A 12546-nucleotide genomic window follows, 5' to 3' on the forward strand; every position below is an offset into this window, starting at 1 on the left:
TCTTTTAGTTAATTGGATTTTAGAAAGAAAAATTAGTGGAATTAACGGTCACTGCGACCACATAGGCGGTCACAGTATCAACTCGGTCGAATGCACCCTCGAAACAATGCATTAAAAAGCAACCAAAATAAGTGGATAAAGAATAAACAAGATATTTCAAATATTAAAACCTCGTTTCACTCTATTACATATCTGTAATACAGTGCTTCACCTGCAGTCTGGCTTTTGCGAATAACCTTCACAACATTGCCAGGCTCCGCACCAATCTCTTGTGCGATAGGATCTGTTACTTTCAACTTTGGTAACTGTTCCCTTTCAACATTATAATGTGTCAGGACAGTTTTCAGATCATCCTCATCCATAATTTCATGATGGGGGATTAATTCGTGGTCAAGCAGGCTGAACTTACTCAAATTTACTCCTCCTAAAAAATATGCAAGCAATATATCCATGAATTGCTGGCGGGCTTGTAGGGATTTGAACCCTAGACCGTCTGGTTAAAAGCCAGACGCTCTGCCTGACTAAGCTACAAGCCCACGGTGACTACTGCACTGGCACCATAAATGCCGCCTCATACAGCGAGGTAACAAGGGAACACTACTATATAAGCATACCGGTTACACGTCGGGCATATTTTTTGAGTGAACGTACTCAATCCACACGTACAAAATACATATTGAAATATAAATGAAAGAGGTATGAAATTGTCAATACATATTTATAGGATTATTTTCACTTTTTACAAAGTTAACCATTTTTTCACATGGAATTATTGAACACCCTGCCCTTATCAATATCAAGCGCATTTATCAGACCGCTAACGCACTAATCAGATCTTTGCAAAGTACTATTCAGCCTGAATAACAACTTACAGATAAAGTTGCACCAATACCCGCAAAGAGAGTTAGCATATTGCATTCTCGGGATTTCCATTATATGCCTCTCATTATATAAGCTTTGACCCCGAAAATCACCAACCAATGACTTGAATGCATCAAAAAAGAAGATATATACACTGAAATTTTAAATTTTGAACATACCGATCAAACGATAAAAAGAAAAAAACAATTAAAAAAATAATTACAGGACAATTATGTCCCGCACTCCCATCCTTCCATATATTCGGTCTGATGAGGTTCAAGTTTATCAATATCAATGCCCATTGATTTCAATTTCAGTTCAGCAACATACATATCAAGATCATGCGGTACAGGATGTACACCATTCTCAAGTTTGGTCTCAGCAATATATTTGACACATAGTGCCTGATTTGCAAAGCTCATATCCATAACCTCTGCCGGATGACCATCACCTGCTGCAAGATTTACAAGTCTGCCATCTGCAAGAACATTAATTCTCTTACCCGCAACATTGTACTCCTTGATATTCTTCCTGACCGCCCTTACAGAACTGGCCATGGCAGTCAGCTCTTCAAGATTGATCTCCACATTGAAGTGACCTGAATTTGCAAGAATTGCACCATCTTTCATTACCTCAAAGTGCTTCTTTGAAAGGATATCGACATTACCCGTAGTTGTGACGAATATATCACCATACTTTGCAGCCTCGGCCATGGACATGACCCGGTGACCATCCATACGAGCCTCGAGTGCACGAATAGGGTCGATCTCTGTCACAATGACATCCGCACCAAGTCCTGAAGCACGCATTGCAACACCCTTACCACACCAGCCATATCCACCGATAACAACGGTCTTTCCAGCAATCAGAAGATTGGTGGTCCTCATGATACCATCCCATGCTGACTGACCTGTACCATACCTATTATCGAAAAGGAATTTTGTCATTGCATCGTTTACCGCAACAACTGGCATCTTCAATGCACCATCTTTCTCCATTGCCTTGAGTCTGTGAATACCGGTCGTGGTCTCTTCACAGCCACCAAGAATCCCTGGGAGCAGATCTGTGCGCTCGGTGTGAAGCTTGAAGATAAGGTCTGCACCATCATCAATAGTGATATCAGGCTTCATATCGAGCACTTTATCGATAGCCTCATAATATTCATCACTGCAGCAATCATACTTTGCATAGCATTTGATATTATCACGCGTATTGAGAGCTGCTGAAACATCATCCTGTGTGCTCAACGGATTGCAGCCTGTAATGGCAACTTCGGCACCACCGATAGCAAGTGCCTCCACAAGAGCGGCGGTCTTTGCTTCGACATGCAACGCCATTGCGATCTTATGTCCTTTCAAAGGCTGTTCACGTTCGAAGTTCTCACGAATGATAGAAAGAACAGGCATGTGACTGCGCACCCACCCGATCTTCATATCACCGGATTCTATCAAATCTTTATCACTCATCTTTAGATCTCCAGTATAAATTCAAATATTGTATAACAAAACGAAACCGCATCAGTTCTTAGCGTCGACCCTTGACACCAGATCGAAAGCCGCCTCTTTAGCATCATCGATGATCTTCTGCTCGTCCATGCAAAGCACCTTATGATCATCCATGAGAACCTTACCATTGACAATAGAAGTCCTCACATCACTTCCGCCTGCCGAATATACCAATTGTGAAGGCACATCGAACAACGGAGTCAGGTGGGATCTGTTCATGTCAACAATTATAACATCTGCATTATAACCTTTCCTCAACATCCCACCCTTAATATCAAGTGCCTTTGCCCCATTGATAGTGGCCATCTCAAGCACCTTCCTTGCAGGAAGTGCAGTTGGGTCCATGGTATCCACCTTTTGCAACAATGTGGCAGTTTTCATCTCATCGAACATATCGAGATTATTATTAGAAGCACAACCATCAGTACCAAGACAGACATTTGCATCCCTATCAAGCAATTTCGTCACCGGTGCGACACCTGATGCCAGCTTCATATTGCTCACCGGATTATGCGAGATATTGACATTATTGTTGGCCAGGATGTCCATGTCCCCATCAGAAAGCCAGACACAATGTGCCGCAAGAACATCAGGTCCAAAGAAATCGATACTATCCAGCATATTGACAGAGCACATACCGTACTGTTCCTTCATCTGGTTCAGTTCAGCCTCGGTCTCAAGCACATGAATATGTATCTTAGCATTATCTGCAACAGCCTGTTCTTTTACTTTAATGAGGAAATCCTTTGAACAGGTATTGGGTGCATGCGGACCATACATTGCAGAGATCCTCCCGTCTGCCTTTCCATTCCACTCGTTCACAAACCCTTTACCTTTCTTAAGTTCGTTCTTCCCCTTTTCAGCATCCCCCAGTTCGATCATGCCGTAGGAAAGAGCAGCCCTTAGGCCTGAAGACTCCACGACCTTACCGACCTCTTCCATGAAGAAGTACATATCCGCAAAGGCCACGGTTCCGCTTTTGATCATTTCCAGACATGCAAGGTTCGTACCCGCGACCACGTCTGACGCAGTAAGCTCAGCTTCTGCCGGCCATATATGGTCCTGAAGCCATGACGCAAGCGGAAGATCGTCTGCATAACCCCTGAAAAGCGTCATGCCTGCATGGGTATGTGTATTAACGAAACCCGGCATAACGACGCCGCCACGTGCATCGATAACAGTATCTGCTGTCGCTTCAGTTGACTCGGCAACCTCGACTATACTGCCATCATCTATAACCACAACCCCGTTTTTAAGGTCCCCTAACTCAGGGTCCATTGTCAGAACATTACCGTTCTTAATTATAATATCCGCCATATGATCATATACCTGTTACTTGTTCGATGTTTCAACCTCAAGTGCATCAAGGTATTGATGCATTATCCTGAGCCTGTCCGCTGCAATCCTCTTTGCAGTCGTAGTGTTTAAGCCACCCATTATTTTAAAAGGTTTCATTTCCATATATTCAGCAAAGCCATCCAGAGGATCTGCCGCATAAGCATTTCTTGATGAACTTTTCTCGATCCCACTGGAATGTTTCAAGCTACGCAGAGCACCCATTGACATTACCGCCCTGAATATCCCGATAGCCCCAAGAGCATCGATACGATCGGCATCCTGCAATATCTGCCCTTCGAGCGATGCTGCCTTGTGCCCCCGACTGAACCGGTGCGTACGGATGCAGGAAACGACATGATCGACAACCGAAGACTCAACACCTTCCTTCATGAGAAGATCATACGCCATCTCAGCACTATGGACAGCATGGTCACCACCTTCACGATGCTCTTTTACTACCCCCACATCATGAAGCAGAGCTGCAAGCCGTATAACCTGAATGTCGCCACCTTCCTCACTCTGTATCACCATACATGTGGATTCAACCCGTTCAATATGGGACATCTCATGAGAACTCGGCTCATCGGCAAGCACATCCGCAACGAATTTACGGGTTTTTTCAATAAGGACCATACCCAACCTCACATATCAATGATCATACCATCAAGCCCATCGCGGATCTCACGAACAGATTCCGACAATATCCTGCCATTGTCATACTCTTTTACAATGTTTTGAAGTTCAAAAGGATCAAGCTTTTTTAGTTCGGTTGCAAGCCCGACCATGTTTGCAAGTGCCCTGACAACATTATCAACAATGGTCACACTTGCAGTTCGGGACGTACGTGACATTGGGTTCAGGTCTATCGCAATAACGGTCTTGCCCATATCAACAAGTTTCTGACACCGGTCACCATCCTCAAGAGGAACAAGCACAACATCCGCTTTGTAAATACCATCCGAATCCACGATGGCTCTGCCATGATCAAGAGAAAGCCTTGCATCCCCCTTCCCACCAAGCACCTCAGACGCACCCTTTTGCTTAAGATAAGAAATTATACGCTCCACACGTTCATCACTACGGTGGAACAAATTCACTTCAAGCGGAGCACCGACCAGTTCGGAAAGTTCCACAAGGAACTCCGGCACAAGTGCCGCAGCATTCCCATTGACAGACAGGACAGGACGTTTAGCAAGAAGCAGCATACATACAGCTACTTTCTCTGCCAAAAAAGCAGAGGTGGTGGTCCTCTCACCGACAAGATAATCGAAACACTCACCTCTGCCCTGTGCAACCAATCCCTGCTGACTGGTAATTCCAATATCCACACCCTCGACTATCCGCTCCCTTGTCATAAGGGAAATGTAGCGAGGGTGATCCTTAGGAATATCACTCATACATACCACTGATCTTACGCGGTAGCATCAAGAATGATTCCCTGATCCGAAGGCACTATTATAGTCTGCACTTCCTGACCATCAAGCATCTGTATGTACTTGTAGTTGATAAGCTTCGGGTTCTTTGAAAGCTCCATATTAATTAGACGCAGAGCCTCTGCCTCACCCGTTGCCTGAACGATCGTAGCATTGGCGATACCGTTAGCTTCGATTATCCTTCTTTCAGCCTCAAGCTGCTCTTTCTGTTTCACGAAGATCATCCTCTGGGCATCCTGATCTGCCTGAAGCTTGGACTCAATAGCATCAGCGATCTTTGCTGGAAGCTGGACATTCCTGAGTAGGACCTCTTCAACGATTATACCATCGGCAACGAGAGCATTTTCCATCTCGTCCCGCATTTCAGTAGCTACAAGGTCTCTTTGCTCACCATATATGGCCATGGCCGTATGGCCGGAAACAACTTCCCTTATAACTGATTTGATAGTAGGTCTGATGATCTTCTCTGCATAAGCGGTACCAAGTTTTGTATGAACAACGCTTGCATCTTCCGAAACAAGCCTGTACCTGACAGAGATATCAAGCCCTAGCGTCAAGCCCTCATTGGTCAATGCATTTATCTGGTCATCACCGGTAACTTCACCCTCTCCAGCTTTGGCACTCATTGTGTACATCTCGCTCCTGACAGAATACTTTGTAACGCTTACCCAGGGAGGTACAATATGCAAACCTTCACCAAGTTCATCATCCATTACACCACCGAACTGACTGAACTTCACTCCGACCTGTCCTGCACCAACTGAAACGAATATAGATCCGAACACTGCCGAAAAGATCAGCAATATCACAAGAACTATTGCACCACCACGAAGGATGTTTGCCACCATTGGAGGGATCTTTATCTCCGGCATCTGTGGGTCTTTAGTACTTTTTGGGCCTTTGGGATCCCAATCTTCTTCCATTACCATTATTTTTGCTCCTTTTTATAAAATAAGACTGATTCAGAATATACTGTGATAGTTAATATGTCTTCTTCAATGTTGCGAACAAAATAATCCGCGATCAAACATCCAAAGGAAGTCGATTGCAAGAACCAACATTGTAGGTAATGACATCACCGAACTCCTTAAGGGATCCTATCACTTCCTCCCTCGAAGCAGCCCCCGAAATCGCAAAAACAGTACCCCCCAGCATTGCCTGAGATGACAGACCACCAATAGCATCCACAGCTTCGATAGCATCCAACAAGCGTTCACTTGCAAGCCCGCATCTTAATGTGAACTGTTTAGAGAGTAACATGAAATTCTTGAGCGTAGGCTTTGAAAGTAACGAACGTAAAGCTTCCCTGCCGGCAGAATTGATCTCATTCATAATAGTACGGTCCTCAAGTATAGAACCAGTAGAAAGTTCACCCAACACAACACAGAATATCTCGAAAGGAGGTGAAGGAACCCTGTCAAGCTTACCATACGGAGGACAGCCCGCAGAAAGACGGATAGGTATCCCACCCTGTGACTGACCTTCCACATCACCCATCCCACTTCCATTCGTAACCTCTGCAACATGAGCAGTTTCTAACAGCTGATTGGAAGTAAGACCTAGAGAGAAGGCTTCGTTCAACGCATAGGCCACGCTCAGCGCACCTGCAGCGGAAGCACCAAACCCACACCCGATCGGAATAGAGGAAGTGCAACTAACTTTGACCGGAAAATCCACTAATTTATCTACAACTGCCCTTGTCGTCTCTGCTACCACAGGAATACCATCAAGGAAAATTTCCGTCATATCCACGCATTCAGAAACTGTAGTCTCAATACCACCATCAAGAACAAGACCGCATCCTGTAGAACCTCTCTTTTGAGGCAGGGGGTCATTATGGATCTCAAAGAAACCGGTAATATGCCCCGGAGCAAAAGCCCTGCCAACAGAACCCTCAGTGGACATTTAATTCCCGGTTCCTCAACATTTCTTCTATATTATCCGCCAATGCTTCAGCAATCAGTCTTTTGTTCCCACTGATATGAGTGATAGCACCATTTTCAGCAGGTATTATGTAGACATCGTTCTCAATTGTACCCATGCCGCTGGTACCAACCTCATTAGCCACAACCATATCCAGATCCGCATCCTTCATCGAATCTTTTGCACGGGCAATAAGCTCATCTTCAGAAATGTATGCCTCTGCCTTAAAACCTATTATAGATATATCGGGATAAGCATCACGCACCTCGCGTATCAGTTTTCGGGTGCTTCTAAATTTCAATGATAGATCACCGCCGGACTTGATCTTATTGTCCCTGGCATCAATAGTATAATCAGAGATCGCTGCCGCACTGATAAGCATATCATAACCGTGCTCAAGTTCCTTTAATGTAGCATCCACCATCTGACCGGCACTTTCCACAAGTATCTCGCTGACACCATCAAACTCGAGATTGCCCCTGTGAACCACAGTAACCTCTGCACCCCTGCGATAGAATTCCAGTGCGATCTCCCTGCCAGTATTGCCTGAAGAACGGTTGGTAATTATTCTGATAGGATCGATGGATTCTGCTGTCGCCCCACTCGTAATGAGCACTTTTTTACCTGAAAGGATACTATCCCCAAGAACACGCTCCACAGCAAGTACTATCTGGTCGTTCGATGCTATCTTCGCGATACCCTCACTGAGATGAGGACCAACAAATGAAATATCCCAGCCCTTTAACTTATCGACATTTTCCATCACTGCCGGATGTTCATACATGGAATTGTGCATGGCAGGCACAACTATTACCGGAATACCGGAACCTATGGCAGTGGTCGCAAAGGTAGTCACCGGTGTGTCATCCACACCGCATGCCATCTTACCAATAGTGTTAGCAGTTGCCGGTGCTATCAGAAGAAGATCGGCACACCCTTCAGCACCACAGAACTTAACATGTTCGACTTCGCCAGCAAGGTCAGTAATCACTTCATGCCCTGTTGCATAATGTAATGCATCCGAATGGATTATATGCTGTGCAGCATCGCTCATCACACCATAGACCTCTGCACCATTACGGATAAGTTCACGTGCAAGTTCTATGACCCGTACTGCACCGATACTGCCCGTTACTGCAAGAACTATTGTCTTTCCGGAAAGAGAAGCGCTTTTCTGCCCCTTTATCCACATAGTAGGATGGCGTGAAGTATTCATCAGATAGAGTTTGTATTCTAATAATAAGTACCTTACTGAATGTTTCAAGAAGATATGACAGATTTTTTATTTATGGAGAACTTAACTTGAGTAAAATGGATGATAAGAAAAAAGTGGCGGATAACCTGAACTCGCTTTTCAGCCGGTATTCAGGAAAAGAAAAGTTGGAAAAGGAGATAGAGAAGCTACAGTCACATCTACTTGAAATGGAGATAGACAAAAAGCGGCTTGAAAAGAACGAAACTAATACAAAAAAAGCCATTGCCGCAAAACAGGAAGCTGAACAGAAGCTGAATGAGGCTAATGTCCGTATAGAAACGCTTACGTACCAACTTGAAGAGCTCAGGAACAAAGGAACGAATGAGAACTCATTTTCCCTTATTGAAGAGATAGCACCATCGTCTTTCGAACCTTACATCGAAAGGTTAGCATCCATAACTTCCGGCAACGATTCGTTCATCACTGCATACACAACATATGAACAGATGCAGGCCAACGAGATACAGGGAAAACTCACAAATAATCTCGACCAGGACACATTGCAGTTGCTCAAAAAGATAAATTCCAATACGGGATATGTGCTATTTTACGACAATATGAAGATGGTATGCGAAGTAATAGTACCCCCCACCCCCATAACCGAAAGTTTATTGGAGATTGCCGGATCGTTCAATGTAGAACCACTTACAAAGCTGTTGGACCGGGAAATGACCGTCTGCGTACTTGCAACACATGCAGGGGAATCGCTCATAGGAATAACATCAGATAAGACCGTCTTTGATGAGGACATGGTCATCAGAAGCAGTGTCAAGGCAAAACACACAAAAGGTGGATTTAGCCAGAGACGTTTTGAGAGGCTTCGGGATGAAGATATTGCGCACCACGCAGATAAAGTCAGAAGTGCACTGAAAGATCTACTTGCAAGCTCGATGATCGACATCGATATGATGTTCCTCTGCGGCGATATTGTCCTTGCCGGCCATATAGTGGATGAGATGAATATCGAGATACCGTTGATGGAAAGGAACATTGACGCAAGGATAGAAAAACATGACACAGGCAATATTCTGAGAAGTATTTTTAGTTGCCGTCGTTATAGATTATGAGAGATGTTCACATGATAGAGCCGGAAGAACTCGAAGGAATCGTAGGTGCCCTTGGTGCAGCAACTCATGAAGAAGTGATCAGCATCGTGAAGGAACTTGCCTATGAAAGGGATGAAGATGAGCCTTTGCATGACGAAATTGAGAAAATGTGTGAAAAGGCTGTTTCCGAACATCTTCTTGAGACCATCTCTTCAGAAGAACTAATTGAAGAATGTGACAAATGTGAAGAGGGCATGGAGTTCTATATCCTTGGACCCAATGCATTTCCCGAGTATCCATTTGAACTCAGTGAAGTATTAGATATACTGAAACTGGACAAGCGCGAAGTTGATTCGGAAAAGCTCACACAGAGATATTCCGAAAGACTAAAAGCAAGACTCGCAGAACTCCGGCACAATATAGACAAATATTCGGAGAATGTGAAAGAGGGTAGGGAGTTCTATATCCTTGGACCCAACGCATTTCCCGAACATCCATTCGAACTCAGCGAAGTAATGGATATACTGAAACCGGACAGGAACGAAGTTGATTCGGAAAAGCTCACACAGAGAAATTCCGAAAGACTAAAAGCAAGATTCACGAAACTCAAGCACAATATGGACAAATGTTCGGAGAATGTGGAAGGGAGTCCGGATATCCCGACACTTGAACAACAATACAGCGACCTTCTGAACGTTTACTACGATTATGATTCATGGCTCGAAGGCGGCATTGCAGATATGGAGAACGACATATTAGCTCTTAGCAAACAGATCGATTCCCTTGGTACAGCACAAGATATTTGATGTTTGCATGCGATGAGAGGTCAGATATACATGGCAAGGGATAGAAGAGATACTTATTATTGGAGAGCAAAGGACGAAGGCTATCGTTCAAGGGCAGCCTACAAGCTTTTCCAGATCAATGAAAAACATGACGTGATCAAAGAAGGCGATACTATCGTGGACCTGGGTGCCGCTCCAGGAGGATGGTTGGAAGTCGCCAAGAAGATCTCCGGCGGAAAGATAGTAGGAGTTGACCTTCGCCGCATAAAGGAGATCGAAGGTGTGGATACCATCAAAGGGGATATCACATCTGACGAAACAATTAAAAAGATAATAGAACTGGTAGGTGAAGGAGGCGCTGATGTAGTTATATGTGATGCTGCACCAAACCTTTCCGGCAACTGGAGCCTTGACCATGCACGTTCCATCGACCTTACCACATCTGCCCTTGAATGTGCAAAGAAGATCCTTAAACCAAAGGGACATTTTATTGTGAAAGTATTTCAGGGTGATATGTTCAAAGAGTACATGGACAAAGTTCGCGACAGTTTCACGTACACCCGTGCATTCTCACCAAAAGCCTCAAGGCAAGAGAGTGCAGAGATCTATGTCATCGGGAAGAAATTGCTAACAGCACCCTTAAAGATCGATGATAAGTTCGATGTCACCATCAAAAAGATAGGATCTAAGGGCAATGGTATAGCCTTTGTTGAAGACTTTGTGGTCTTTGTGCAAGATGAGGTTAAAAAAGGAGATCTCGTCCGGATAAAGATAGTAGATGTTAAACCGGAATTTGCTTTTGCAATTGTCATTGCACGTTATGCACCTGATGGATCAAAAAAAGAGGAATGAAGCAAAAAGTTACATCCTTCAGCGATCCTGAAGGGTTTCCACTTCTTCCACAAGGAGCGAGCCGGCAGCGACCTCATCTATGCTGTGAATGACCGCTCCAAGTTTTTCGATCTCCTGTTTTACCACTTCATATTCAATATTATCACCTTCAATGGTGATCTTGATGTTCTCTGTCCTCTGGTCGACCTCATACAGACCGATATTCACACCCGTAACACCATCAACACCACTCAACTTTCCAGCCAGTTCGATAGTAGAGGGATGATGGGGTTTCAATACATCCAGAACCAATCTTCGAATTCTTGTCAATTTGTTCAGCCTTCCCAAAAACTTCTGGTCAATTCGGAGAGTAATAGAAATATAGATAATTATCTGATAATTAACAATTTAAGTTTTGTCAGCAAACCTTATATAAACATTGATAGGAATACTGTTCGTACACAAACGATTAATATGAACAGGTCATTAAAAACAAAAATTAATTCATAATTTATACAATAAAATCCCAGGTGAGTACATGATCGACCTACACACACACACCGTCTTCAGTGACGGAGAACTTATTCCAAGTGAACTTGTACGAAGAGCTGTTACTTTTGGATACAGAGGTATCGGGCTTACAGACCATGCTGATTTTACCAACGTGGAACACATACTCTCATGCATCAAGAAAGCAAGATACATGGAAGAGGTCATGGACATCAGAATTATCCCCGGAGTTGAGATAACACACGTACACCCAGACAAGATAGCATCCCTTGCAAAGATGGCAAGGGAACTTGGAGCAGAGATAGTTGTCGTTCACGGAGAAAGCCCGGTGGAACCTGTTGCACCTGGTACGAACGCTGCAGCAATTGCCTGTGAGGATGTTGATATTCTTGCACACCCTGGTTTCATAACCGAAGAAGAAGCACAAATGGCTGCCGACAATGGGACCTGCCTCGAGATAACCGCAAGGAACGGTCACAACAGAACGAACGGACACGTTGCAAGGCTCGGAACAGAAGTTGGTGCGACCATGGTGGTCAATACAGACACACACAGTCCGGAAAATCTCATTACAAAAGAGACCGCACTTAAGATCGCCATGGGTGCGGGACTAACTGAGTCACAGGCAAAGAAAGTGCTTGAGAACTCTGTGCGCTTTATCGAGTAAAACGGTCTTTAAAAATGGCTGAGGGTATATTTGCCCTCACCTTCTACGAACACAGGTTCAAATACGAATTCTCCTGAGATCGGCCCTTCGAGCACGACACCTTTGCCAGAACCTAAAGCAGAACTGTCATCATCAGGGACCCAAACATCCCCATTATTAGAGATTCCTTTCCTGAACTCTATCGGGTCACCATTGATATGAACACGTGTTTTGAAACCTTCGGAATAGCTACAAAGAATGGTATTCTTTCCCACAGCCCATTCCGTATTCGTCAGATTACCATCCATATCCGGATCGGGATCGACACCGAATGAGACATAATCCACATGTTCTGGCAATGAAAGGTCAAGGACACCCATACTGCCTTCAACATCATTACTTGAGATGTCCCT

The 12546-nt window shown here is 44.3% G+C and carries 13 protein-coding genes, 1 tRNA gene and 1 pseudogene; 4 read left to right on the forward strand and 11 right to left on the reverse strand.

Features of this window, described 5'->3' with window-relative positions; translation table 11 throughout:
• Positions 1-176 precede the first annotated feature (176 nt).
• The 9 genes from QAS77_RS01590 to coaBC all read right to left on the reverse strand — a co-directional run bounded on the left by QAS77_RS01590 (position 177) and on the right by coaBC (position 8276).
• Positions 177-413, reverse strand: coding sequence for a DNA-directed RNA polymerase subunit H (locus QAS77_RS01590; protein WP_172368762.1), 237 nt, complete (start codon positions 411-413; stop codon positions 177-179).
• 46 nt (positions 414-459) lie between these two features.
• Positions 460-536, reverse strand: a tRNA-Lys gene (locus QAS77_RS01595).
• Between the two features lie 555 nt (positions 537-1091).
• The gene (locus QAS77_RS01600) at positions 1092-2327 is read right to left on the reverse strand and encodes an adenosylhomocysteinase (RefSeq protein ID WP_305063925.1); all 1236 of its coding nucleotides are present in this window, start codon (positions 2325-2327) and stop codon (positions 1092-1094) included.
• A gap of 51 nt (positions 2328-2378) precedes the next feature.
• Complete coding sequence (locus QAS77_RS01605; RefSeq protein ID WP_305063926.1) at positions 2379-3683, reverse strand: amidohydrolase family protein; 1305 nt, start codon at positions 3681-3683, stop codon at positions 2379-2381.
• Positions 3684-3698: 15 nt separating this feature from the next.
• On the reverse strand, positions 3699-4337 hold the full coding sequence (locus QAS77_RS01610) for an HD domain-containing protein (protein ID WP_305063927.1): 639 nt from the start codon (positions 4335-4337) through the stop codon (positions 3699-3701).
• Between the two features lie 8 nt (positions 4338-4345).
• Entirely contained in the window at positions 4346-5101 is a 756-nt protein-coding gene (locus QAS77_RS01615; protein ID WP_305063928.1) for a 4-phosphopantoate--beta-alanine ligase, read from the reverse strand.
• 14 nt (positions 5102-5115) lie between these two features.
• Complete coding sequence (locus tag QAS77_RS01620) at positions 5116-6066, reverse strand: prohibitin family protein (protein ID WP_305063929.1); 951 nt, start codon at positions 6064-6066, stop codon at positions 5116-5118.
• Between the two features lie 94 nt (positions 6067-6160).
• The gene (locus QAS77_RS01625; protein ID WP_305063930.1) at positions 6161-7042 is read right to left on the reverse strand and encodes a pantoate kinase; all 882 of its coding nucleotides are present in this window, start codon (positions 7040-7042) and stop codon (positions 6161-6163) included.
• Positions 7032-8276, reverse strand: a complete 1245-nt coding sequence (coaBC, locus tag QAS77_RS01630; RefSeq protein ID WP_305063931.1) for a bifunctional phosphopantothenoylcysteine decarboxylase/phosphopantothenate--cysteine ligase CoaBC — start codon at positions 8274-8276, stop codon at positions 7032-7034. The genes QAS77_RS01625 and coaBC overlap by 11 nt, the downstream gene beginning before the upstream one ends.
• A gap of 95 nt (positions 8277-8371) precedes the next feature.
• On the opposite strand from coaBC, the gene QAS77_RS01635 reads away from it, so the two are divergent.
• From QAS77_RS01635 to QAS77_RS01645, 3 genes are read left to right on the forward strand one after another with little or no spacing between them, the layout of a single operon-like run.
• Complete coding sequence (locus tag QAS77_RS01635; protein WP_250867887.1) at positions 8372-9382, forward strand: Vms1/Ankzf1 family peptidyl-tRNA hydrolase; 1011 nt, start codon at positions 8372-8374, stop codon at positions 9380-9382.
• Between the two features lie 11 nt (positions 9383-9393).
• On the forward strand, positions 9394-10167 hold the full coding sequence (locus tag QAS77_RS01640; protein ID WP_250867869.1) for a DUF7109 family protein: 774 nt from the start codon (positions 9394-9396) through the stop codon (positions 10165-10167).
• Between the two features lie 30 nt (positions 10168-10197).
• Positions 10198-10998 carry a 23S rRNA (uridine(2552)-2'-O)-methyltransferase gene (locus tag QAS77_RS01645; protein WP_250867886.1) on the forward strand — a complete coding sequence of 267 codons (801 nt, stop codon included), beginning with the start codon at positions 10198-10200 and terminating at the stop codon, positions 10996-10998.
• Between the two features lie 18 nt (positions 10999-11016).
• Here the strand turns inward: QAS77_RS01645 and QAS77_RS01650 are convergent, their stop codons facing one another.
• A complete protein-coding gene (locus QAS77_RS01650; protein ID WP_250867868.1) occupies positions 11017-11307 on the reverse strand; it encodes a DUF211 domain-containing protein in 291 nt (96 codons plus the stop codon).
• Positions 11308-11515: 208 nt separating this feature from the next.
• Between QAS77_RS01650 and QAS77_RS01655 the strand changes: the two genes are divergently transcribed.
• Entirely contained in the window at positions 11516-12154 is a 639-nt protein-coding gene (locus QAS77_RS01655; RefSeq protein WP_305063932.1) for a histidinol phosphate phosphatase domain-containing protein, read from the forward strand.
• 8 nt (positions 12155-12162) lie between these two features.
• Here the strand turns inward: QAS77_RS01655 and QAS77_RS01660 are convergent.
• Positions 12163-12546 (reverse strand): annotated as a pseudogene (locus QAS77_RS01660) (hypothetical protein); the annotation flags it as partial.

This window comes from Methanococcoides sp. (assembly GCF_030594565.1).
GTDB classification, from domain to species: Archaea; Halobacteriota; Methanosarcinia; order Methanosarcinales; family Methanosarcinaceae; genus Methanococcoides; species Methanococcoides seepicolus.

Excerpts from the sequence above, each read along its gene's own strand:
- coaBC (WP_305063931.1), bottom strand. The coding sequence starts at position 8,276 with ATGAATACTTCACGCCATCCTACTATGTGGATAAAGGGGCAGAAAAGC.
- QAS77_RS01645 (WP_250867886.1), top strand. The coding sequence starts at position 10,198 with ATGGCAAGGGATAGAAGAGATACTTATTATTGGAGAGCAAAGGACGAA.
- QAS77_RS01610 (WP_305063927.1), bottom strand. The coding sequence starts at position 4,337 with ATGGTCCTTATTGAAAAAACCCGTAAATTCGTTGCGGATGTGCTTGCC.
- QAS77_RS01620 (WP_305063929.1), bottom strand. The coding sequence starts at position 6,066 with ATGGTAATGGAAGAAGATTGGGATCCCAAAGGCCCAAAAAGTACTAAA.
- QAS77_RS01655 (WP_305063932.1), top strand. The coding sequence starts at position 11,516 with ATGATCGACCTACACACACACACCGTCTTCAGTGACGGAGAACTTATT.
- QAS77_RS01625 (WP_305063930.1), bottom strand. The coding sequence starts at position 7,042 with ATGTCCACTGAGGGTTCTGTTGGCAGGGCTTTTGCTCCGGGGCATATT.
- QAS77_RS01635 (WP_250867887.1), top strand. The coding sequence starts at position 8,372 with ATGGATGATAAGAAAAAAGTGGCGGATAACCTGAACTCGCTTTTCAGC.
- QAS77_RS01605 (WP_305063926.1), bottom strand. The coding sequence starts at position 3,683 with ATGGCGGATATTATAATTAAGAACGGTAATGTTCTGACAATGGACCCT.
- QAS77_RS01600 (WP_305063925.1), bottom strand. The coding sequence starts at position 2,327 with ATGAGTGATAAAGATTTGATAGAATCCGGTGATATGAAGATCGGGTGG.
- QAS77_RS01615 (WP_305063928.1), bottom strand. The coding sequence starts at position 5,101 with ATGAGTGATATTCCTAAGGATCACCCTCGCTACATTTCCCTTATGACA.
- QAS77_RS01640 (WP_250867869.1), top strand. The coding sequence starts at position 9,394 with ATGATAGAGCCGGAAGAACTCGAAGGAATCGTAGGTGCCCTTGGTGCA.